19 protein-coding genes and 1 pseudogene are annotated in these 22,658 nt (G+C 71.5%); 12 read left to right on the top strand and 8 right to left on the bottom strand.

Features of this window, described 5'->3' with window-relative positions:
- Positions 1-22 precede the first annotated feature (22 nt).
- Entirely contained in the window at positions 23-1,528 is a 1,506-nt protein-coding gene (locus tag HJG52_RS12415) for an NCS2 family permease (RefSeq protein ID WP_171243867.1), read from the top strand.
- Between the two features lie 149 nt (positions 1,529-1,677).
- Here HJG52_RS12415 and HJG52_RS12410 read toward each other — a convergent pair whose 3' ends face one another.
- Complete coding sequence (locus HJG52_RS12410; RefSeq protein WP_171243866.1) at positions 1,678-2,085, bottom strand: MarR family winged helix-turn-helix transcriptional regulator; 408 nt, start codon at positions 2,083-2,085, stop codon at positions 1,678-1,680.
- 88 nt (positions 2,086-2,173) lie between these two features.
- Here HJG52_RS12410 and HJG52_RS12405 point away from each other — a divergent pair, with 88 nt between their 5' ends.
- The 4 genes from HJG52_RS12405 (at position 2,174) to mraY (ending at position 6,978) form a co-directional block, all read left to right on the top strand.
- Positions 2,174-3,718 carry an MFS transporter gene (locus tag HJG52_RS12405; RefSeq protein WP_171243865.1) on the top strand — a complete coding sequence of 515 codons (1,545 nt, stop codon included), beginning with the start codon at positions 2,174-2,176 and terminating at the stop codon, positions 3,716-3,718.
- Between the two features lie 162 nt (positions 3,719-3,880).
- A complete protein-coding gene (locus tag HJG52_RS12400; RefSeq protein WP_171243864.1) occupies positions 3,881-4,870 on the top strand; it encodes an ATP-binding cassette domain-containing protein in 990 nt (329 codons plus the stop codon).
- Positions 4,867-5,721, top strand: a complete 855-nt coding sequence (locus HJG52_RS12395) for an ABC transporter permease (protein ID WP_171243863.1) — start codon at positions 4,867-4,869, stop codon at positions 5,719-5,721. The genes HJG52_RS12400 and HJG52_RS12395 overlap by 4 nt, the downstream gene beginning before the upstream one ends.
- Positions 5,722-5,865: 144 nt before the next feature.
- Positions 5,866-6,978 carry a phospho-N-acetylmuramoyl-pentapeptide-transferase gene (gene mraY, locus HJG52_RS12390; protein WP_171243862.1) on the top strand — a complete coding sequence of 371 codons (1,113 nt, stop codon included), beginning with the start codon at positions 5,866-5,868 and terminating at the stop codon, positions 6,976-6,978.
- A gap of 62 nt (positions 6,979-7,040) precedes the next feature.
- Here mraY and HJG52_RS12385 read toward each other — a convergent pair whose 3' ends face one another.
- Positions 7,041-10,172, bottom strand: a complete 3,132-nt coding sequence (locus tag HJG52_RS12385; RefSeq protein WP_171243861.1) for a BTAD domain-containing putative transcriptional regulator — start codon at positions 10,170-10,172, stop codon at positions 7,041-7,043.
- A 219-nt stretch (positions 10,173-10,391) separates the two neighbouring features.
- Between HJG52_RS12385 and HJG52_RS12380 the strand changes: the two genes are divergently transcribed.
- On the top strand, positions 10,392-10,859 hold the full coding sequence (locus tag HJG52_RS12380) for a MarR family winged helix-turn-helix transcriptional regulator (RefSeq protein ID WP_206070543.1): 468 nt from the start codon (positions 10,392-10,394) through the stop codon (positions 10,857-10,859).
- Complete coding sequence (locus HJG52_RS12375; protein ID WP_171243860.1) at positions 10,856-12,151, top strand: MFS transporter; 1,296 nt, start codon at positions 10,856-10,858, stop codon at positions 12,149-12,151. Before HJG52_RS12380 ends, HJG52_RS12375 begins: the two co-directional genes overlap by 4 nt.
- A gap of 234 nt (positions 12,152-12,385) precedes the next feature.
- On the opposite strand, the gene HJG52_RS12370 is transcribed toward HJG52_RS12375, so the two are convergent.
- From HJG52_RS12370 to HJG52_RS12360, 3 genes are all read right to left on the bottom strand, one after another.
- Positions 12,386-13,672, bottom strand: coding sequence for a lytic transglycosylase domain-containing protein (locus HJG52_RS12370; RefSeq protein WP_206070541.1), 1,287 nt, complete (start codon positions 13,670-13,672; stop codon positions 12,386-12,388).
- Between the two features lie 135 nt (positions 13,673-13,807).
- A complete protein-coding gene (serC, locus tag HJG52_RS12365; RefSeq protein ID WP_171243859.1) occupies positions 13,808-14,953 on the bottom strand; it encodes a phosphoserine transaminase in 1,146 nt (381 codons plus the stop codon).
- Positions 14,954-15,163: 210 nt separating this feature from the next.
- Entirely contained in the window at positions 15,164-16,261 is a 1,098-nt protein-coding gene (locus HJG52_RS12360) for a citrate synthase 2 (protein WP_171243858.1), read from the bottom strand.
- 110 nt (positions 16,262-16,371) lie between these two features.
- Here HJG52_RS12360 and HJG52_RS12355 point away from each other — a divergent pair, with 110 nt between their 5' ends.
- Positions 16,372-16,974, top strand: coding sequence for a pentapeptide repeat-containing protein (locus tag HJG52_RS12355; protein ID WP_206070539.1), 603 nt, complete (start codon positions 16,372-16,374; stop codon positions 16,972-16,974).
- Between the two features lie 122 nt (positions 16,975-17,096).
- On the opposite strand, the gene HJG52_RS12350 is transcribed toward HJG52_RS12355, so the two are convergent.
- Positions 17,097-17,609: a MarR family winged helix-turn-helix transcriptional regulator gene (locus HJG52_RS12350; RefSeq protein ID WP_171243857.1), complete on the bottom strand. Its 513-nt coding sequence runs from the start codon at positions 17,607-17,609 to the stop codon at positions 17,097-17,099.
- A gap of 34 nt (positions 17,610-17,643) precedes the next feature.
- Between HJG52_RS12350 and HJG52_RS12345 the strand changes: the two genes are divergently transcribed.
- The 4 genes and pseudogenes from HJG52_RS12345 to HJG52_RS21665 all read left to right on the top strand — a co-directional run bounded on the left by HJG52_RS12345 (position 17,644) and on the right by HJG52_RS21665 (position 20,857).
- On the top strand, positions 17,644-18,354 hold the full coding sequence (locus HJG52_RS12345) for an SDR family NAD(P)-dependent oxidoreductase (protein ID WP_171243856.1): 711 nt from the start codon (positions 17,644-17,646) through the stop codon (positions 18,352-18,354).
- Positions 18,355-18,494: 140 nt separating this feature from the next.
- Entirely contained in the window at positions 18,495-19,775 is a 1,281-nt protein-coding gene (locus HJG52_RS12340) for an MFS transporter (protein WP_171243855.1), read from the top strand.
- A 141-nt stretch (positions 19,776-19,916) separates the two neighbouring features.
- Positions 19,917-20,339 (top strand): annotated as a pseudogene (locus HJG52_RS21670) (alpha/beta fold hydrolase); the annotation flags it as partial.
- A 65-nt stretch (positions 20,340-20,404) separates the two neighbouring features.
- Positions 20,405-20,857, top strand: a complete 453-nt coding sequence (locus tag HJG52_RS21665; protein ID WP_346767742.1) for an alpha/beta hydrolase family protein — start codon at positions 20,405-20,407, stop codon at positions 20,855-20,857.
- On the opposite strand, the gene HJG52_RS12330 is transcribed toward HJG52_RS21665, so the two are convergent.
- Together HJG52_RS12330 and HJG52_RS12325 are read right to left on the bottom strand one after the other, a co-directional pair.
- Positions 20,807-22,120 carry an RNA polymerase sigma factor gene (locus tag HJG52_RS12330; protein ID WP_171243854.1) on the bottom strand — a complete coding sequence of 438 codons (1,314 nt, stop codon included), beginning with the start codon at positions 22,118-22,120 and terminating at the stop codon, positions 20,807-20,809. The two genes, HJG52_RS21665 and HJG52_RS12330, sit on opposite strands and share 51 nt — an antisense overlap.
- Before the next feature lie 104 nt (positions 22,121-22,224).
- Entirely contained in the window at positions 22,225-22,602 is a 378-nt protein-coding gene (locus HJG52_RS12325) for a YciI family protein (RefSeq protein WP_171243853.1), read from the bottom strand.
- Positions 22,603-22,658: the final 56 nt, after the last annotated feature.

The following is a 22,658-nucleotide window of genomic DNA, read 5'->3' as shown; positions in this document are numbered from 1 at the left end:
CGCAGGCCCTACCCTGTCGGCCATGGCCAAGCCCTCCTCCGCGCCCCCGGCGCAGCGCCCCGGTCCCTCCCGCACCGGTCTCGACGGCTTCTTCCGCATCACCGAACGTGGGTCCAGCGTCGGCCGCGAGGTCCGCGGTGGACTGGTGACCTTCTTCGCGATGGCCTACATCGTGGTGCTCAACCCGCTCATCCTCGGCACCCAGGCCGACGGCACGGGCGGCTTCCTCGGCGGGGGTGACGTGCCGCGCGCCCTCCAGCTGGTCGCCGCCGGCACCGCGCTCATCGCTGGCGTCATGACCCTGCTGATGGGCATCGTCGCCAACTACCCCATGGCGATCGCGGCGGGCCTGGGGCTCAACGCGTTCGTGACGTTCGGCATCGCCAAGCTGCCCGAGATGACGTGGGCCGATGCGATGGGTCTCATCGTCCTCGAGGGCATCATCATCACGATCCTCGTGCTGACCGGGTTCCGGCAGGCGGTGTTCAAGGCGATCCCGGCGCAGCTCAAGACCGCGATCTCGGTCGGCATCGGCCTGTTCATCACGTTCATCGGGCTCGTCGACGCCGGAGTGGTCCGACGCCCGGCCAGCGGACCCGTGCCCGTCGAGCTGGGCATCGGCGGGTTCCTCAACGGCTGGCCCACGCTCGTCTTCGTCGTCGGGCTGCTCACCATCGTGATCCTGTTGGTGCGCAAGGTGAAGGGCGCCATCCTCATCGGCATCGTCGGCGCCACCGTCCTCGCCGTCATCGTCGAGGCGGTCGGCAAGATCGGCAGCCAGACCGACGCGACGGGCAAGCTCGTCAACCCCGCCGGCTGGGGCCTCAACGTCCCGAAGCTGCCCGACCAGGTCCTCGACGTCCCCAACTTCTCGCTGCTCGGTGACTTCAACCTGCTCGGCTCGTTCGGCAAGATCGGCGCGGTCTCGGCGATCCTGCTCGTCTTCACCCTGCTGCTGGCCGACTTCTTCGACACGATGGGCACGATGGTCGCCATCGGTGGCGAGGCCGGGCTGCTCGACAAGGAGGGCAACCCGCCGAACTCCGACAAGATCCTGCTCGTCGACTCCCTCGCCGCGGTCGCCGGTGGTGCCGGGTCGGTCTCGTCCAACACGTCCTACATCGAGTCCGCCGCCGGTGTCGGCGAGGGCGCCCGCACGGGCCTGGCATCGGTCGTCACCGGCGTGCTGTTCCTCCTGGCGACCTTCCTCGCGCCGCTGGTCAAGATCGTCCCCTACGAGGCCGCGACGCCGGCCCTGGTCGTGGTCGGTTTCCTCATGATGCAGCAGGTCAAGGGCATCGACTGGGACGACCTCGAGGTCGCGATCCCGGCGTTCCTCACCATCGTCCTCATGCCCTTCACCTACTCGATCACGGCGGGCATCGGCGCCGGCTTCGTCGTCTACGTCGTCATCAAGCTCGTGCGTGGCAAGGCCGCCCAGATCCACCCACTCCTGTGGGGCGTGTCGGCACTGTTCGTCATCTACTTCGCGATCGACCCGGTCAAGACCCTGCTCGGCGTCGGCTGACGCGGGGGGTCGCCGACGGCGACGTCAGGTATGCCGGGTGGCCGGGTCACCCGGCCACGCGGCATACCGAACTTTGGGCCAAAGTTCGTGGGGCACGGGAAGGTTCCAAGCCCTGGCGAACTTTGGGCCAAAGTTCGCCAGGGGAGGGGTCAGGAGGTTGCGGCGGGGGCGAGCTGGGGGCAGTCGACGGCGCCCTCACGCAGCACCTGGCGCTGCGTCGGCTTGGCTTCGCGGAAGCGGCGGCGGCCCTCGTCGGTGAGCGCGACGAACTGGGCGCGCCGGTCGTTGCTGCACGTCTTGCGGGTGATGAGGCCGTCCTTCTCGAGCCGTGAGACGAGGCGGGACAGGGCGCTCTGGGTGAGGTGGGCGTGCTCGGCGAGGGCGCTCATCGGCAGCTCGCAGGCCTTGCCGGAGTGCAGCTGCTGGAGCACCTCGAACTCGCTGGCGTTCAGCCCGTGCTGCTCCAGCTCGCGGTCCAGCGTGCACATCATCCGCTGGTAACGGCCCATCAGGTCATGCCATGCCTGGGCCAAGGCGTCGTCGTCGGCTCGGCTCATGCGCGTGATCCTACCACGTGCAGGTGCAAAAGTTGTTCATGCATTATTTGCTTGTGCATTGAATGCAAGTGCATGCATGATGGGCGACATGACGTCAATCCATGACCTCTCCCACGCTCCCGCTCCCACCGCGGAAACCACTGAGCCGCAGGACGTTTCCCACGCGACCGTCACCAGCGGCACCGGCTGGACCCGCTCCACGTGGCTCCTCCTCGTCGTGCTCTGCGGTGCCCTTTTCCTGGACGGCCTCGACATCTCCATGGTCGGCGTGGCCCTTCCCTCGATCGGCGCAGACCTCGAGCTCGCCCCCAGCACGCTCCAGTGGATCGTCAGCGGCTACGTCCTCGGCTACGGCGGCCTGTTGCTGCTCGGCGGCCGCAGCTCGGACCTGCTCGGCCGCCGCCGCGTCTTCCTCGGCGCCGTCCTCGTCTTCGGTCTGGCGTCGGTGGTCAGTGCGGTCCTCAGCGACCCGACGGCGCTCATCGCGCTGCGTTTCGTCAAGGGCGTCGCCGCCGCCTTCACCGTCCCGGCCGGCTTGTCCATCATCACCACGACCTTCGCCGAGGGCCCGGCGCGCAACCGCGCCCTGTCGATCTACACCGTCTGCGGTGCGAGCGGGTTCTCGCTCGGTCTCGTCTTCGGCGGCCTGCTCACCGAGCTCGGCTGGCGGGCGACGTTCCTCCTGCCCGGGCCGGTGGCGCTGCTGCTCGCCGCTGCCGGGTGGCGGCTGGTGCCGCGGGTGGCCGCGCAGGAGCACATCCGGCTGCGTGACTTCGACCTGCTGGGTGCGGTCTCGGTGACCGGTGCCCTCCTGCTCGCCGTGTATGCCGTCGTCGAGGCGCCGTCGCGTGGCTGGACCAGCCCGGTGACGCTCGGGTCGTTCGCCGTGGCCGCCGCCCTGGCCGCGACCTTCGTCGTCACCGAGCTGCGCCACCCCGCGCCCCTGGTGCGGCTGGGCATCCTGCGCTCCGTGCACCTGGTGCACGCCAACCTCTCCGGCGCGGCCATGTTCGGCGCCTACGCCGCCTTCCAGTTCCTCGTGACGATCTACCTGCAGAGCTCGCTCGGGTGGTCGCCGCTGGCCATGGCCCTGGGGTTCCTCCCGGCCGGGCTGCTCGTGGTCGCCAGCTCCACGAAGATCGACCGCGTGCTCGACCGGTTCGGCACCCAGCGCCTCATCGCCGTCGGGCTCACCGCGTTCGTCCTCGCCTACGCGCTGTTCCTGCGGGTCCAGCCCGGCGCGTCCTACTGGGCGTTCCTGTTGCCGACGATGCTGCTGCTCGGCTTCGGGTTCGCGCTGACCTTCCCGTCGATCAACAGCCAGGCGACCGCCGGTGTCGCCGACCACGAGCAGGGACTCGCCTCCGGGCTGGTCAACACCAGTGTCCAGGTCGGTGGCGCAGCGATGATGGCGGTCGTCACCGCGATCATCGGGTCCGCCGCGGCCGATGGCGGCGAGCCCGTCCCGGGCGAGCTGCTGCCCGGCATGGTCACCGGCGTCGCGGTCGTCGTGGGACTGGTCGTGCTGGCCGCGATCGGCTCGTGGGTCGTCGTCGCCCGGATGGCGCGCAGCGCTCGCGTCGAGCAGCGCGACACCTTCCTCGCGGCCGAGCGGGCGCGCGTCGACGCCTGACGTCGTCAGACCCACGCACGGGTATGCCGCGTGGTCCCCGCGGGGGTGACCACGCGGCATACCCGTGTGGTTGGGGGCCGAAGTCGAGGCGACGGGGGGCGTGAAACCACCCGGACCGGCCGTGAAACCACGGTGAAAGCGGCCGCCCCCATCCTTGGGAGCATGCACACGAACGACACACTCGCAGTCCACGCCCAGGGGCTCGTCAAGACCTTCGGCGACCAGCGGGCCGTCGACGGCATCGACCTGGAGGTCCGCCGCGGCGAGGTGTTCGGCGTCCTCGGGCCCAACGGCGCCGGCAAGACGACGACCCTGAAGATGCTCGCCACCCTGCTGCCCATCGACGGTGGACGCGCCGAGGTCTTCGGCCACGACGTGAGCCGCGAGGGCCACGTCATCCGCCAGCTGCTCGGCGTCACCGGGCAGTACGCCTCGGTCGACGAGAACCTCACCGCCACCGAGAACCTGCTGCTCTTCGGCCGCCTCCAGGGGCTTTCGCGGCCCGAGAGCAAGCGCCGCGCGGCCACGCTGCTCGAGCAGTTCGACCTCACCGAGGCCGCGAACAAGCCGATCAGCGCGTTCTCCGGCGGCATGCGGCGCCGGCTCGACCTCGCCGCCAGCCTCATCACGCGCCCGCCGCTGATCTTCCTCGACGAGCCGACGACCGGCCTCGACCCGCGCACCCGCGGGCAGATGTGGGACACCATCCGCGAGCTCGTCGACGAGGGCTGCACGGTCCTGCTGACCACGCAGTATCTCGACGAGGCCGACCAGCTCGCCGACCGCATCGCCGTCATCGACCGTGGCGTCAAGGTCGCCGAGGGCACCTCCGACGAGCTCAAGTCCTCCGTCGGGCGCAGCTCGCTCACCGTTCACCTGGCCGAGCGCGACGACCTCGTCCTCGCTGCCGCCACTGCTCGTGGCCTCGTCGGCGAGGAGCCCGTGCCGTCGCCCGAGGCGCGCCGCCTGTCGGTGCCGCTCGAGCGCAGCGAGCAGGCCGTTGACGTGCTGGTTGCGTTGCGGGAGAAGGGAATCGGCATCGAGTCCCTCACCGTGCAGAAGCCGTCGCTCGACGAGGTCTTCCTCGCCCTCACTGGGCACACCGCCGACTCCGACACCGACGACTCCGCGAGCATGGAGGCCGCATCATGAGCACCCTGACCACCACCCCACCCGGCGACGCGACCCAGCGGGTCACCGTCGACACCGGCGTCCTCGACCGCCGGCTCGCCACCCATGTATCCCTGGGCCAGACCGTCGCCCAGACGATGACCCTGGCGTGGCGGGCCACCATGAAGATGCGGCGCAACTTCGAGCAGCTCTTCGACGTCACCATCCAGCCGCTGCTGTTCACCGCGATGTTCGCCTACATCTTCGGCGGCGCGATCAGCGGCAGCGTCAAGGACTACCTGCCCGTCATCATCCCCGGCCTCATCGGCCAGACCGTCCTCACCGCCTGCATCGCCACCGGCGTCCAGCTGCGTGAGGACATGGACAAGGGTGTCTTCGACCGGTTCAAGGTCTTGCCGATCGCGCGGATCGCACCGCTGGCCGGACCCATGGTCGCCGACCTCGTCCGATACGCCATCGCCTCGACCCTCACCTTCGGCACCGGCATCGCGATGGGCTACCGCCCCGGCGGCGGCGTCCTCGGCGTGTTCGGTGCGATCCTGCTCGCCATCGTCACCGGCTGGTCGCTGGCGTGGATCTTCACCTGGTTCGGCACCGTCGGCAAGACCGCGCAGGGCGTCCAGGGCATCTCGCTGATGGTGATGTTCCCGCTGACGTTCCTGTCCAACGCGTTCGTCCCGACCGCCACGATGCCCGGCTGGTTGCGCGCCTTCGCCGACGTCAACCCTGTCAGCCACGTCATCAGCGCGATCCGGGAGCTGGCCAACCACGGCCAGGTCACCGCCGAGGTCGGCTGGGCGGTGCTCGGCTGCGCCGTCGTCGTCGCGATCTTCGCGCCCCTGTCGGTGCGTAGCTTCAACCGCAAGATGTGACGGGTATGCCGGCCGGTCACCACGGTGACCGGCCGGCACCGACGCGGGCGGGCGGCATACCCGCGCTTGCGCGTCGGTAGGCGACGACGACGCGGCAGCCGGATAGCGTGAGGGCGTCCCCGCAGCCCCCACGAACGGAACTCGATGGTCAACGTCCTGCTCGCGGGCGGGATCGCCATGGTCGTGGCGCTGCTGGGGACGCCGATGTTCATCCGGTCCCTGATCCGGCGCCAGTACGGCCAGTTCATCCGCGACGACCTCGCCCACCACCACTACAAGCGCGGCAAGCCGACCATGGGCGGTGTCATGATCATCGCCGCCGCGGTGCTGGGCTACTTCGGCTCGCACCTGGTGTTGTGGGCGGTCGGCTCGAGCGGGTCGTTCCCGGTGATCCCGGGCCGCGTCTCGCTGAGCGCGCTGCTGGTGCTGTTCCTGCTGGTCGGTATGGGCACCGTCGGCTACCTGGACGACTACATCAAGATCTCCAAGGCGCGCAGCCTCGGCCTCACCTCCAGGCAGAAGCTGCTCGGGCAGTCCGTGGTCACGGTCGCGTTCGCCCTGCTCGCGCTGCTGGTCAAGGATGGGCACGGGCGCTCGGCGGCGTCGACGGCGGTGTCGTTCATCCGGGACACCCCGATCGACCTCGCGGTGGCCGGTCCCGTCCTCGGGGTCGTCCTGTTCGTCGTGTGGGCCAACCTGCTCATCGCGGGTGCCTCCAACGGCGTCAACATCACCGACGGGCTCGACGGGCTCGCCACCGGCACGTCGGTCATGGTGTTCGGCGCCTACAGCGGGATCAGCTTGTGGCAGTACAACCAGAGCTGCTCCCTGACCCCCGGCGTGGGCTGCTACGACATCCGCGACGGGCTCGACCTGGCCGTGGTGGCGTGCGCGATCGCGGGGGCGTGTTTCGGGTTCCTGTGGTGGAACGCCTCACCCGCCCAGATCATCATGGGCGACACCGGTTCGCTCGGGCTGGGGGCGGCGCTCGCGGGTCTGGCCATCATGACCCGCACCGAGCTGCTGCTGGTCGTCCTCGGCGGCCTGTTCGTCATCATCACCATGTCGGTCGTGATCCAGGTGGCCAGCTTCAAGCTCACCGGCAAGCGGGTCTTCCGGATCGCGCCGCTGCACCACCACTTCGAGATGGTGGGCTGGGCCGAGATCACGATCGTCATCCGCTTCTGGATCGTGGCCGGCATCTGCGTGATCGCCGGGCTCGGCCTGTTCTACGCGGAGTGGATCGCCACCCAATAGCCGGTGCGGGTATGCCGCGTGCTCACCCCCGTGCCCCCAGTCCAGCGCCCCCGCCCCGGGGCTCAGCCGTGTGCCGCGGGTGGGCCGGGGGACAGGCTCGCCAGCAGGTCCCGGGCCTCGTCCAGCAGGTCCCGGGCCGGCCGGTCGGCGTACTCGTCGACGAGCGCCTCGAGCCGGCCCGGTGCGACGCGCTCCGCGAGCGCGGCCAGCGGCTCCCAGGTGAGTGACGGCAGACCCCGGTTGTAACGCCATCGGTGGCCAACTGCCATGGTGCGCAACGCGTTCTCGTGGTCTGAAGGATCGCCGTGGCGCAGCCCCCACGCGCCGACCGCCACCATGAGCACACCACTCAACGGGAGGTCGTCGGTCGGCACTCCGACGAGTCCGCCGCCAGCGCCCTCCAGCAGGAGGGAACGGAGCTCGTCGGCCCGCGGGTCGGGTCCGGGCGGGGCGTGCAGGACGTGGGCGGTGAGCGCCTCCGACGCCGCGATGAGCACCCATGGAGTGACTCCGCCGGCCCACCCGGGCAGGTCGACGAGGACCTCGTCCACCGCCCGGTCGAACCCGGCCAGCCCGGCCTCGACGTCGCCGCGGGCCAGGGCGAGCTCGGAGCGGGCGGCGATCAGCAGCATCCGCGAGCCGAGCTGGCCACCCTCCGGCAGGTCGCCGATCTCGTCGAGTATGCGCTCCGCCCCGTCGAGGTCGCGGTCGAGGATGAGGGACGCCGCCGAGGTGAACCGCAGCGAGTTGGCGTCGTCGACGGCGTGCAGCCGCATCATCATCGGCCAGGCCAGCTCGGCGTGGTGGGCCGCGAGGTGGTGGTCGCCGCGGTAGCTCGCCAGCTGCGACAGCTCGGAGTGCAGCGAGGCCTCGATGTAGGGCGTGAGCCCGCCGGAGTCGAGGGCCCGGCGGGAGTAGGAGGCGGCCGCCTCGATGTCGCCGCGGTTCTCGGCGCTGAGCGCCGCCCACATCAGCAGCATCGCCTCGTTGTAGGGGTCGGTCTCGGCATCGGCGAGAGCGGCGATCCGCGTGCCCGGGTCCTCTTCGTCGTCCGACCCGAACATCGCCTGCGTCGCGCGCGCCCACGGGTGCGTCGGCTGGCCCCACCTGGTCATCGCCGCGCTGATCGCGTCGGTGTCACGACCGGGGATCCAGCTGAGGTGCACGAGCAGCAGTGCCGCGGCCTCAAAGGCGGCGTCGGTCTCGCGTGAGCCGGTGGGGTCCAAGTCGGCGAGCAGCTCGGACGCGGCGTCGGCCACGGCGAAGATGCGGGGGTGGTTGCCGGTGATGGTCCACAGGCTGCCCAGGGTGCTGAGCAGCCCGACACCGACCGCGGCCCGGCCGGTCGCCAGGGCACGACGCAGCACGTCGGTCAGGTTGCCCTCCTCGGCCAGGATGGCGTCGATGCTCGCAATCTGGTTGGGGGAGAAGAAGATCGAGCCGTGCGCCTCGACGAGCTCGACCGCCCAGCGGTCCTGGGCCGCGACCGCGTCGTCGTGGTGACCGGAGTCGAGGAGCTGCTGCGCGGCATACTCGCGAATCGTCTCCAGCATGCGGAAGCGCGTCGCCCCGCCCGACTCGCTGACGGTGACGACGGACTGCTCGACCAGTGCCTCGACGAGGTCCATGCCATCGGGCCCGAGGACCGTGGTCGCCGTCGCGGCGTCGAAGCCGTCGTGGAACACCGAGAGCCGCGCGGCCGCCTCCCGCTCGTGCGGTGACAGCAACCCCCACGACCACTCGATCACCGCGGCAAGGGTGCGGTGACGCTCCGGAGTGGTGCGGTCGCGGCTGCGCAGCAAACCGAACCGGTCGTCGAGGGCGCCTCGGATCTGCTCGACCGACATGGTGCGCACCCTCGCGGCCGCCAGCTCGACCGCGAGCGGGAGCCCGTCGAGCCGGCTCACGACCGCGTCGACCGCCTCGGGGTCGAGGGTCGCATCGGGCCGCGCCGCCCGGGCGCGGCGGGCGAAGAGGTCGGCCGCGTGACCGCTGCTCAGCTGGGTGAGGGGCACGACCCGCTCAGCGGCGATCCGCAACGGTGCGCGGCTGGTGGCGAGCACGCTGAGGTCGCGCGTCGTGACGAGCAGGTAGGCCACGAGCCCCGCGACCGACTCGAGCACGTGCTCGCAGTTGTCGAGGACGAGCAGCGCCGGCCCCGTGTCGAGCTCGCGGGCGATGCGGCCGCGGACGTCCGCCGCCTGCGCAGGGGTGAGGGTATGCCGCGTGGTCACCGAGCCGCGGATGCCGAGGGCCGCGCCCACCTCGGCGACGACGTCGTCGCCCGAGCCGACGCCGACGAGCTCGACGACGTGGACCCGCGGCTGCGTGGCTTCGCGGGCCAGGACGTGGGCGATGCGGGTCTTGCCGATGCCGCCCGGGCCCAGGACGGTGGTGAGCCGGCCGCTCGCCAGCGCCGCGCGGAGCCGGGCGAGGTCGTCGTCGCGGCCGAGCAGCTCGTCCGGGTCGTAGCGGACGCCGGTATGGACGGGGGAGTCGGCGGCGAGCAGCTCGCGGTGGATCCGGCGCAGGGCCGGGTCGGGGTCGCGCCCGAGGCGGTCGGCGAGGTCGCGGCGGTAGGCGTCGTAGCGGGCGAGAGCCGGTGCCGTGCCGACGGCCCGGGCCTCGGTACGCAGCAGCTCGGCGAGCAGGGTGGCGTCGTCCGGGGCCTGGGCGTGGAGGTCCGCGAGCAGCGGCAGTGCGGTGTCGGCGTGACCGCTGCGGGCGAGCGCGACGGCGTGGACCCGACGGGCGGAGTCGATGGTGCCGGTGGCTGCGGCGCGCAGGTCGGACAGCGGGCCGTCGGGTGCGTCGGTGACGGCGGTTGCGGTCGCCTCGGCGGCGAGCCTCGCGGCGTCGGCCGGTTGGTCGGAGCGCAGCAGCTGCTCTGCCCGGGCGACGAGGTCGGTGAGCGCCCACGCGTCGACGGCGTGCCGGCCCAGACCGAGGTGGTAGCCGCCCTCGCGGCGTGCGACGAGGTCGCGGTCGACCGAGCGCAGCCGCGACACGAGGACCTGGAGCGCCTTGGTGGGGTGCGCGGGCGGCTCGTCACCCCAGACGAGGTCGACGAGGCGGGTGTCCGACAGCCCGGCCGGGTGGAGGGCCAGGGCGGCGAGCAACGCCGCCGGCCGCTCGCCCGGGATGGCGGTGCCGTCCACGGCGACCTCGTCGAGGAGGCGCAGCCGGATGGTCACCGGACCACCCTAGGCGCCATCTCCCGGCGCGCAGGTGAGGTGGGTACCCGCCGGGCCACACGGCATACCCGGCGAACTTTGGCCCAAAGTTCGCGGGGGGCGAGAGACCGGGGGCTGGTCCGGGCGGCGCGGAGGCGCCGAGGTGGTGTCTCACCAAGTGACCGTCCGGAAATCGTTAGCACAGGTAATGAGTTATGCTAAACAACGAAGGAGTGAGCCATGACCCCACCGCCCGCGCGCAAGAGCCGCGCCGCCGACACCGGTCTCACCCCCTCCGCCATCTCCGCGCTCGCCGGTGAGCTGCGTCTGGCGTGCATGCGCATCTCCCGCCGCGTGCGGTTCGAGAGCACGCATGTCGTTGCGCCACACCAGTTCTCGGTGCTGTGCCGGTTGGAGGACGCGCCACGCACCCCGGGGGAGCTGGCTGAGATCGAGAAGGTGTCGGCACCCAGCATGACCCGAACCGTCGGAGCCCTCGTCGAGCGCGGCCTCGTCGAGCGCACCGACGACCCGTCCGACCGGCGCCAGGTCATCCTGTCCCTGACGCCCGACGCCGTGAGCCTGCTCAAGGAGATCCGCCGCAAGCGCGACGCCTGGATGTCCGTGCGCGTCAGCCACCTGACGCCCCAGGAGCAGGAGATCCTCCAGCAGGCCTCCGCGATCCTCACCCGGGTGGCGAACGAGTGAGCCCCACGTTCTCATCACTGTCCGTCCGCAACTACCGCATCTACGCCACGGGCGCGCTCGTCTCGAACGTCGGCACCTGGATGGGTCGCGTCGCCCAGGACTGGCTGGTGCTGACCGAGGTCACCAACCACAGCTCGTCCGCGCTCGGCATCGTCACCGGCCTGCAGTTCCTGCCGTTCCTGCTGCTCGCGCCGTGGACCGGCATCGTCGCCGACCGCTTCCCCAAGCGGCGGCTGCTCGCCGTCACCCAGACCGCGCTCGCCCTGTCGTCGCTGGGGCTCGGCCTCGTCGCGGTCACCGGCAACGCCGAGCTCTGGATGGTCTACATCGCGGCGCTGTGGACCGGCGTGGCGACGGCATTCGACAATCCCGCGCGGCAGACCTTCGTCTCCGAGATGGTGCCGCGTGAGCGGCTGACCAACGCGGTGTCGCTCAACAGCGCGTCGTTCAACGCCGGTCGCCTCATCGGCCCCGGCATCGCCGGCCTCACCATTGCCGCGGTCGGCACGGGTTGGACGCTGCTCGTCAACACGCTCACCTTCGTGGCCGTGCTCATCGCGCTCGGGGCCATCCACCGCTCGGAGCTGCGCCCGTCCCCGCGCCTCGCGCGCGGCAAGGGCGCGATCAAGGAGGGCGTGCGCTACGTCCGGAGCCGCCGCGACATCCAGCTCGTGATGCTGCTCGTCTTCGTGCTCGGCACGTTCGGCATGAACTTCCAGGTCACCACGGCACTGATGGCCACCAAGGAGTTCGGCAAGGGCCCGGAGGAGTACGGCCTGCTCGGCTCGATCATGGCGATCGGCTCACTGACCGCCGCCCTCCTGTCGGCCCGTCGCGGGGAGGCCCGCCTGCGGACGCTGCTCGTGGCCCTCGCCGGGTTCACCGTCTCGACCGCGGGCGCCTCGCTGGCACCGACCTACACGACGTTCGCGATCGCGCTCGTCCCGACCGGTCTCACGGCGCTGACCGCGCTCACCACGGCCAACGCGATGGTCCAGACCCGCGTCGACCCCGCCATGCGCGGCCGCGTCATGGCGCTCTACATGGCCATCTTCATGGGCGGCACCCCGCTCGGCGCCCCGCTCATCGGCTGGATCGGTGACGCCTGGGGTCCGCGCTGGACCATCGCCATCGGCACCATCGCGGTCGGTGTCACGCTGCTGGTGGTGTCGTTCTGGCTCGTGCGCCACGAGAATGTGCAGGTGACCTTCGAGAGCCAGGCTCGCCCGCGGATCCAGATCCGCACCGTGCCCGTGCGCCCGCCCGAGCCCGTGCCCGAGGCCGCCCGATGACCGGGGTGTGCCGGTGACCCCCGTCTTCCGGCGCCGCGTCACCATCGCGGTGCTCGTCATCGTGGTGGCCGCCGCCGTGGTCGCCAGCCTCCTGCGCTGACCCCGCCTCAGCTTTCCCGCGTCATGCGGGAAAGCTGGCTTCGCACGCCTTGGTAACCCGAGCGAAGCGCAAGGTTCGCGTGCGAAGTCGGGTGAGTCCGCGGCATACCTCGCCGTCAGCGTCAGGTCAGCGGGTCACTTGGCGAGGGTGCACAGGACGACCACACCGAGCGCACCGAGCACCTCGTCGTATCCGTCGGGGCACTTGCCGCCCACCGGTAGGACCTGCAGCGGCAGCTGCGGGGCCGAGGTGCCGGTCGGGGTGGGAGTGGTCGTCGACGGCTTCGGCGCCGGGGTCTGGCCGGTCAGGCCGCCCACCACGCCACCGACGGTGCCGGTGACCCCGCCGACGACCCCACCGAGCGGGCCCGTGCTGGCGGTCGTCGACGGCTTGGGCGTCGAGCCGGTGCCGGGCTTGGCGCCGCCCGCCTCGACCGTGCCGTCCTGGCTCGGCTTGGGCGCAGGCTTGCTCTTCGACGGCTTGGGCTGGGGCTTCGGCGCCGGCTTGGCGGCCAGCACCGGGTCGTAGCTGGCCATCGTCTGCGGCTCACCCGTCGGCAGGAACGGCGTGCCGGTGCGCTGCGCCTCGGTCAGGCCGCTGTCGGGGACCACCGTGTAGCCGCCGCGGTAACCGGCGGCGATGGCGAGCACCTGGCTCGCGTAGGCGTCGCTGTGGTTGTAGCGCAGCACCGCCGAGCGCGCACCGGGCTCGGTGCTGAGGTTGCCGGGACCGCTGCACAGGTAGACCCCGGTCGCGGTGGCGGCGTCGCTGATGTTCTGTGGGTCCTTGCGGCCGTCGCCGTTCGCGTCGACCCCGATCGTGCGCCAGGTGCCGGGGATGAACTGCATCGGCCCGACGGCCCGGTCCCACGTGCCGTCGCGGTCGAACGCGCCGCCGTCGGTGTCCTTGATGGTGGCGGTGCCGTTCTGGCCGTTGAGGGGTATGCCGTAGATGCCGGGACGGACCGTGCCGTCTTTGTCGAGGCCGTTGCCGCCGTAGCGGCCGTGGTCGGACTCGACCTTGCCGATGGCGGCGATGAGCGCCCAGTCGATGCGGCAGGCCGGGTCGGCGGCGTCCACCAGCGTGGCCGCGCGCTTGTATGCCGCGAGCGCCTGGGCCGGGATGCCGGTCACCGTCATCTGGGTGGGCAGGATCGCCGGGGCGATGCCCGGCGTCGGGGACAGCTCCTTGGGGGCGGGCAGGGCCGGGAGCGGGGGCAGCTCGACCGGGTCGACCTCACCGAGCGGCTTGTCCGGCACCTTGATGAGTGGCGCGGAGTCGGTGACGATCTGGGTCTGCGGGTTGCCGCCGGTCAGGGCAAGGGCAACGCCGCTGCCCACCAGCGCGACCGCGGGCAGCGCGCCTGCGAGCTGGCGCCACGGCATACGCACCGTGCGCGCGCTCCCTGTCGTCCTCGACATTCCTGGCTCCTCGACGTCGTCGTCCCACCCCGGGGGTTACATGGGGTACAACGAACGGCGAACGCCGAGGTTACGCGGTTCCGGCCTGACCGGCCGGGAAAGTTACCGGCCGGTCACCCACATCGCCGAGCGTCGTCAGCCGACGACGTGCTCGATGCAGGCGATGAGGGCCGACACGTCGTCGGGCTCCACGGCCGGGAACGTCGCCACGCGCAGCTGGTTGCGGCCCAGCTTGCGGTAGGGCTCGACGTCGACGACGCCGTTCGCGCGCAGGGTCTTGGCCACGGCGGCGGCGTCGACGTCGTCGGCGAAGTCGATGGTCGCCACGACCTGCGAGCGCGCGGCCGGGTCGGCGACATACGGGGTCGTGTATGCCGTCTTCTCGGCCCAGTCGTAGAGGCGCCCCGAGGAGTCCTTGGTGCGCTCGACCGCCCAGGTGAGCCCGCCCTGGGCGTTGAGCCAGTCGACCTGGCTGCGCAGCAGCGCGAGGGTGCTGATCGCGGGGGTGTTGTAGGTCTGGTTCTTGCGCGAGTTGTCGATCGCGGTGGGCAGGCTGAAGAAGTCGGGCACCCAGCGGCCGGTCGCGGCGATCTCGTCCACGCGGGCGAGAGCTGCGGGGGAGAAGGCGGCGAGCCACAGGCCACCGTCGGCGGCGAAGCACTTCTGCGGGCCGAAGTAGTAGACGTCGGCCTGGGTGATGTCGACGGGCAGGCCACCGGCACCGCTGGTGGCGTCGATGAGCACGAGCGCGCCCTCGTCAGCGTCCTCGACCCGCTGGACGGGGGCCATGACACCGGTCGAGGTCTCGTTGTGCGGCCAGGCGTAGACGTCGATGCCGGTCTCGGCGCGCGCGGTGGCGAGGCTGCCCGGCTCGGCCTTGATGACGCTCGACTCGGCAAGGAACGGGGCGTTGGTGGTGACCGACGCGAACTTGCTCGAGAACTCACCGAAGGCGAGGTGCTGCGCGCGCTCGCGGACCAGCCCGAACGCGGCGATGTCCCAGAACGCCGTCGAGCCACCGTTGCCGAGGATGATCTCGTAACCCTCTGGGAGGCTGAACAGCTCGGCCAGTCCCTCACGCACGGCGCCGACGAGGTTCTTGACCGGCGCCTGGCGGTGGGACGTTCCGAGGACCGTCTGCCCCAGGGCGCCGGTGCCGAGCGAGGCGAGGTAGTCGACCTGCTCCGGGCGGACCTTCGACGGGCCGGAGCCGAACCGGCCGTCCTTCGGCAGCAGGTCTGCGGGGATCGTCTGGGTGGGCGCTGCGGCGGTCTCGGTCACGGGTTCACCTTCGAGGGGGCAGCCGCGGCGACGCGGCACGGGTCAAGAGGACTGACGCCATTGTCGGGTGACAGTCTCGCACCGGTGTCCGCGTGCTGGGACGTGAGGTCCACCACCCGGACCAGCCACGCGGCATACCGGGGCGCTTGCGTCTGCGAACTTGCCCCGCTGGCGGGCAACTCCGCAGACGCAAGCCAGCGCGGGCCCGGGTCAGGCCTGGTAGCCCTTGACCGACTCGAGCCCGCGCGGGCCCTCGCCGATGTAGCGCGAGCTCGGGCGGATGAGGCGACCGGTCTGCTTCTGCTCGAGGATGTGCGCCGACCAGCCGGCGGTGCGCGCGGACGCGAACAGCGGCGTCATCATGTCGCCCGGCACCTCGGCGAAGTCGAGCAGCACGGCCGCCCAGTAGTCGACGTTGGTCTCCATCTTGCGCTCGGGGTAGCGCTCGGCCAGCGCCGCGATGGCGGCCTTCTCGAGCTCGAGCGCCACCTCGTAGCGTGGCGCACCGAGCCGCTTGCACGTGTCGCGCAGCACCGCCGCGCGCGGGTCGTACGCGCGGTAGACGCGGTGGCCGAAGCCCATGAGCCGCTCACCGCGGTCGAGGACGCCCTTGACGTATGCCGTGGCGTCGCCGGTCTTCTCGACGCCCTCGATCATGTGCTGGGCGCGGGACGGGGCGCCACCGTGCAGCGGGCCGGAGAGGGCGCCGATCGCGCCGGAGAGGCAGGCCGCGACGTCGGCGCCGGTCGAGGCGATGACGCGCGCGGTGAAGGTGGAGGCGTTCATGCCGTGCTCGGCGGCGGAGATGAAGTAGGCGTCGATCGCCTCGACGTGCTTGGGGTCGGGCTCGCCGCGCCACCGGATCATGAACCGCTCGACGATGGTGCGGCCCTCGTCGACGCGCTTCTGCGGCACCATCGGCGTGTTCTGGCCGTGGGCCGACTGGGCGATGAACGACAACGCCATGACGGAGGCGCGGGCCAGCTGCTCGCGGGCCTCCTCGTCGGTCACGTCGAGCAGCGGTTTGAAGCCCCACACCGGCGCGAGCTGCGCCAGCGCGGACTGCACGTCGACGCGGATGTCGCCCGTGTGCACCGGGAGCGGGAACGGCTCGGCCGGCGGCAGACCCGGGTCGAACTCGTTGTCGACCAGCAACCCCCAGACCTGGCCGAAGCTCACCTTGCCGACGAGGTCCTTGATGTCGACCCCGCGGTAGCGCAGCGCCCCACCTTCCTTGTCGGGCTCGGCGATCTGCGACTCGAAGGCGATGACGCCCTCCAGTCCGGGCTTGAAGTCGCTGTCGGACATCGGTGTCCTCTCGTGGCTGGTCGGCACTGACACAAGGGCACGCGCGGGGTGGGCGCGGCTGCGGAGTGCCCCATTCTGCCCTGTCCTACTCGTGGGTCACCATGGGCGGTATGGACTCTGCTGCTGGCGGCCCCCTGCGACCCGACGACGACCACGACGGGGAGACGTTCACCGGCGACCTCACCGGGCAGCACGCCGAGAACACACGCTTCCTCGAGTGCGCCTTCCGCGACTGTGACCTGTCGGAGGTTCGGGCGCCGCGGGCGCGGTTCGCCGAGACGAGCTGGTATGCCGTGCGCGGAGCCGGCGTGGACCTCGCCGAGTCGACGTGGCTGGACTGTGTGGTGTCCGGTGGTCGGTTGGGGGCGGTGCAGCTGCACGGGGCGGAGCTGCGGCGGGTGCGGTTCGAGGGGTGCAAGATCGAGTTCCTCAACCTGCGGTCGGCGAAGCTGGCCGACTGCGAGTTCGTCGACTGCCAGCTGGTGGAGCCGGACTTCGCCGAGGCGAGCCTGGAGAAGGTGGGGTTCGAGGGGACGCGACTGGTGGCGGCGGACTTCCGCGCGGCGCGGCTGAAGTCGGTGGACCTGACCCGGGCGGAGCTGGTGGCGCCGAGCGGGCTCACCGGGCTCAAGGGTGCGACGGTCTCGCGCCTCCAGCTGATCGACCTGGCGGACGCGCTCGCCACCGAGCTGGGCATCACGGTCGCCGACTGACCCCCGACCCGCCACAGCTTTTCCGCGTCACGCGCGAAAGTGAGCTTCGCACGGGAACTTTTCGCGAGCGAACCTCACACTTTGCGCGTGAAGTGGTCCGAGGTGGCGGGCGGAGCGGGCCCTCAGCCTGGTGACGCGTCTCGCGTCGCCTCGTGGATCGAGCCCTCGAGCCGCTCGAGCAGGCGCTCGAGGCGTGCGAGGTCGCCGTCGCTCATGGCTGCCACGAGGGCCTCGTCGTGCTCGAGGACGATCTGCGCGAAGCGTTCCGCGGCGCCGCGACCGGACTTGGTGAGGGACACCAGCACGCCACGGGCATCGGCCGGGTCGCTGGTGCGGGTCACCCAGCCGGACTGCTCGGCGCGGCGCAGCCGGAGCGAGATCGCCCCGGGGGTCACGCCACAGGCCGCCGCCAGGTCGCCCGGTGACATCGGCTCCTCGCCGCTGTTGCGACGCAGGTTGGCGAGCACTTCCAGGGTGGCCTGGTCGATGTCGAGCCCGGCGAGCACCCGCGCCCGTTCGGCATGGAGCATCCGCGCCAGCCGCCAGATGAGCGAGACGGCGCCGACCGACCGGGTCGGCAGTTCGGGACGCACACGCGCCCAGCCGGTGCGGATCTCGTCGACCACCTCATCCATGGTTATACTTTAGCGCTAAAGGAATGGAGGAGCGATGCAGGTCGTCATCACCGGGGGCGGTACCGGGATCGGGTTGGCATGTGCGCGCAGGTTCGTCGATGACGGGCATGAGGTCGTCCTCGTCGGTCGCCGTGCCTCCGTCATCGAGGAAGCCGCCAGGGGTTTGGGCCGTGCCGCCCGCTGGGTGCAGGCGGACGCGAGTGACCCCAGCGACGTCGCCGCGCTCGCAGCCCAGCTCGACCGGGTCGACGTCCTGGTCTGCGCAGCCGGTGGCCTGGTGCCCGGCGCCGACGACGGTCTCGGCGACCTCGCCGAGCAGTGGGTCGGCACCTTCCGGGCCAACGTGCTCTCCGCGGTCCTGGTCACCGAGGCGTTGCTGCCGATGGTGCCGCGGCCCGGTGGGCGCATCATCGCGGTCAGCTCTGTCTCGGGTCGCAAGGGTGCCGGCGCCTACGGAGCCGCGAAGGCGGCACTCAACAACTGGGTCATCGACACGGCCGCGGCGCTCGCCACTGAGGGGATCACGGTCAACGCAGTCGCGCCCGGGTACGTCCCGGACACCGGGTTCTGGGACGGACGGCGCGACGAGGACGAGGTCCGCAGGAGGCTGGCCAAGGTCGCCATGGGCCGACCCGGGGAGCTCGACGAGGTCGCCGAGGCCGTCGCCCACTTCGCCTCTCCCCGAGCGGGATTCACGACCGGACAGGTCCTCGGGGTCGACGGAGGCACCCTGCTGGCGCTCTGACGGGTCGCGCGCCCGCGACTTCGGGCCACGGGGTGCTGGTGTGGCCGGGTTCGTCAGCGCTGGGTGGCCCGAATTGCCGGGAGCGGCGCCCCACCCCGCCGCCGGAAACGGAGCCGGCCACGCGGCATACGCTCGCTGTCGTGCCGTTGCTCCTGGACCTGACCCCGTTGCGGGTCAATGCGGCATACCGGCGGCTCTATGCGGGGTTCACCTTCGCCAACGTCGGTTCGCAGCTGGCGGTCGTTGCGGTGGGGCTCCAGGTCTATGACCTCACGAAATCGACTGCGGCCGTAGGACTTGTCGGCCTGTTCGCGCTGGTGCCGCTGGTCGCGATGGGGCTCTACGGCGGGGCATTGGTCGACCACTTCGACCGGCGCGTGGTGGGCCTGGCGGGGCAGGCTGTCGCCTTCGTCACGAGCATCGCGTGCGCCCTCCAGGCCTGGCTCGGCAACACCCACGTGTGGGTCCTCTACCTGCTCGTCGCGGTCTGGAACGGCGCGTTCGCGGTGACCTCGCCCGCGCGGACCGCGATCTACCCGCGCATCCTCGAGCGTGACCAACTGCCAGCGGCCAACGCCCTGTCGGTCTTCGCGATGAACGCCTCGCTCACGGTGGGGCCGCTGCTCGCCGGGTTCCTCGTCGACTGGGGCGGGTTCAAGGCGGCCTACACCGTCGATGCGGTCATCACGACGGCGGCGCTGTGGGGCCTGTCGACGCTGCCACCCCTGCCACCGGAGCGGGCCGGCGACGCGACCGAGGCACCGACGCGGCCGGGCCTGCGGTCGGTGCTCGATGGGCTGTCGTTCCTCGCGACCCGACCGAACGTGCGCATGACCTTCGTCGCCGACATCGCGGCGATGTTCCTCGCGCAACCGCGCGTGCTCTTCCCCGCCGCGGGTGCCGTGATCTTCGGCGGCGGCGCCAAGACTGTGGGCGCGCTCGCCGCCGCGGCGGCCGTCGGCGGGATCGGCGCGATGTTCTTCTCGGGTCGGCTGGGTGTCGTCCGCCGTCAGGGACTGGCGATCCTCGTGGCGATCGTGGGGTGGGGTGCGGCGATCGCCGGCTTCGGGGCGTCGATGCTGGCCGCCGGGGGCGTGCTCACCCGCACCCAGGCGTTGTATGCCGCGTTGCTGGCGATGGCGGTCGCCGGGGCTTCGGACTCGGTGAGCTCGGTCTTCCGGCAGACCATCCTGCAGGCCGCGACGCCGGACCACCTGCGCGGTCGGTTGCAGGGCGTCTTCATCGTCGTGGTCGCCGGCGGGCCCCGGCTGGGCGAGATGGCCGGTGGCTTCCTCGCCTCGCACGTCGGTGAGGGGCGGACGGCGTTGTTCGGCGGGGTGGCGTGTGTGCTGGCCATGGTGGTGCTCGCCCGGCTGCAGCCCGGCTTCGTCCGCTACGACGCCCGCCACCCGACCCCCTGACTCGCGGACCCCCTGACCCTCGAGTCTTCGGAACAATGTGCACGCTGGAACGTCGGCATTCTTCCGAAGACTCGCAGGCGCGGGGGCTGGTTGGATGGTGGCGTGTCCGAGCCAGCCCGCCTGTTGCCCGAGCCGTGGCCGATGACCGAGCCGTTCGACGAGGGGATGCTCGACGTCGGGGGCGGGCACCGGCTGCACTACGAGCAGTCCGGCAACCCCAGCGGCATACCTGTCGTCTTCCTCCACGGCGGACCTGGCAGCGGATGCGCTCCATCGCGACGAAAGACGTTTGACCCCAACGTGTTTCGCATCGTGTTGTTCGACCAGCGCAACTCCGGCCGGTCGACGCCCAGCGCCTCGGAGCCCGTCGTCGACCTCTCGACCAACACCACACCGCACCTCGTTGCCGACATCGAACGGCTGCGCGAGCACGTCGGCGTCGACCGGTGGATGGTCGTCGGGGTCTCGTGGGGTGCAACGCTCGGACTCGCCTACGCCGAGGTGCACCCCGACCGGGTGACCGCCCTGGCCCTCGGCGCCGTCACCAACACCAGCGCCCGCGAGGTCGAGTGGATCACCAGCGACATGGGTCGGGTCTTTCCCGCGAATGGGAACGCTTCGTCGCCGGGGTGCCCGAGGCCGACCGCGAAGGCAACCTCGCGGCGGCATACTCACGTCTGCTGCACGACCCCGACCCGGCGGTGCGCGAGCAGGCGGCGCTCGACTGGTGCGCCTGGGAGGACACGCACGTGGCAACCTTCCCGGGCGCCACGCACGACCCGCGCTACGACGACCCGGTGTTCCGGATGACGTTCGCGCGGCTGGTGACGCACTACTGGGCCAACGCCGGGTTCGTGGAGGACGGGCAGCTGCTGCGCGACCTGCCGCGGCTGGCCGGCATCCCGGGAGTCCTCGTCCACGGCCGCACCGACATCAGCAGCCCCCTCGACGTCCCGTGGCGCGTGGCGCAGGGGTGGCCCGACGCCGAGCTCGTCGTCGTCGGCGATGCCGGGCACGGCGGTGGGTCGTGGTCAGCCGAGCTGCGGGCCGGGATCGCCCGCCTGGCCGAGCGCCTCGCGTGACTCCTGCGCCCGCCGCTCGAGGAGGGTGCGCTCGCCGGCGTTGCGGGTGCGGCTCGCGGCCTCGGTGAAGGCTTCTACTGCCTCGGTATGCCGGCCGGCGCGAGCCAGCAGGTCACCGCGGACACTCGGGACGGCCGGCGAGTCGCCGAGGGCGTCGGGATCGACCGCGTCGAGGACCGCCAGCCCCGCATCCGGCCCGAACGCGCGCCCGTGGGCGACGGCCCGGTTGACCTCCACGACCGGCCCCGGCGCGGCCTGGGCGAGGACGTCGTAAAGACCCGCGATGGCGCGCCAGTCGGTGTCCTCGGCGCGGGCCGCGCGGGCGTGCTGGGCGGCGATCGCGGCCTGCAGGTAGTAGCGGCCGACCGGGCGGCCGCGCGCGGCCAACGCCTCGGCCCTGCGCAGCGCGCCGAGCCCGCGGCGGACCAGCAGCTCGTCCCAGCGGCTGCGGTCCTGGTCCTCGAGCAGCACCGGCTCGCCATCCTCGTCGGTGCGGGCCGCCATCCGCGAGCCCTGGAGCTCGAGCAACGCCTGGAGGCCGTGCACCTCGGGCTCGTCGGGCGCGAGATCGGCCAGCATCCGCGCGAGCCGCATCGCCTCCTGCGCCAGGTCGGGGCGCATCCAGTCGTCGCCTGCGGTCGCGCTATACCCCTCGTTGAAGATCAGGTAGATCACGGCCATCACGTCGTCGAGCCGCTTCTCGCGGTCGGCTCCGACGGGCAGCTCGAACTCCGCCCGTGCCTCGGTCAGCGTCTTCTTGGCACGCGAGATCCGTTGTCCCATCGCCGATTCCGCGGCGAGGAAGCCGCGCGCGATCTCGGTCGTCGTCAGTCCGCCGACGAGCCGCAGCGTCAGCGCGGCGCGGGACTCGGGGGTCAGCGCCGGGTGGCAGCAGAGGAAGACCAGCCGCAGCACGTCGTCCTCGATGTGGTCGACCTGGGCGTCGAGGTCCGGCATGGGGTCCTCCTCCCGGGCCTGGTGCTCGAGCTCAGCGGTCTTGCGGCGCAGCGTCTCGGCGCGCCGGATCTGGTCGATGCCGCGCCGCTTGGCGGTGGTCATGAGCCACGCGGCCGGGTTGCCCGGTATGCCGTGGCCTGGCCACTGCTCGAGCGCGGCGACGAGCGCGTCCTGGGCGAGGTCCTCGGCCAGGTCGACGTTGCGGGTCATGCGGGTCAGCGCGCCGACGAGCCGCGCCGACTCCGCGCGCCAGGTGGCCGTGATCGCCTCAGCGGTCGCGGTGTCGCTCGTGCTGGCCTCGGGCATGAGGCGAGCGTAGGGGGCGGCGGTGACCCCGCGGCATACCCGCAACGTCTGCGTGAGTCGTGGCTATGGCAACCACTCACGCAGACGCAAGCGAGGGCGGTGCGTCAGTCCTCGGCGGGCGTGGGCGGCTCGTCCGGGATCTGGCGCAGCGTGGCGACCATCGACACCTCGGGCCAGTACTTGCGGTGCAGCTCGGCGAAGTCCTGCTGGCCCGCGATGGCCTCCTCGAGTGAGTCGTACTGCATGATCGCCCAGCCGCCGACGACCTCCTTGGACTCGGCGTACGGGCCGTCGACCCTCGTCACCTCGCCCTTCTTGACGACGAAGTTGACGGCGTCCTCGGTGCCGTAGAGCCCGCCGCCATCGAGGAAGTGGCCGGCCGCGGCCTCCTTGCCGATGTACTCGTCCATCGCGTCGAACAGGGCCTGCGGCGGGTTGCCCTGTCCTTCTTCCATCCGTACGAATCCCATGAAACGCGGCATCTCGATCAGTCCTTTGCTAGGTGGGTGGAGCTCTTCGTGCCCGTACGTCGAGCGGG

This window comes from Knoellia koreensis (assembly GCF_013041615.1).
Taxonomy (GTDB): domain Bacteria; phylum Actinomycetota; class Actinomycetes; order Actinomycetales; family Dermatophilaceae; genus Pedococcus; species Pedococcus koreensis.
The sequence above is the reverse complement of the archived record's forward strand: the minus strand, read 5'-3'. Positions and strand labels throughout refer to the sequence as shown.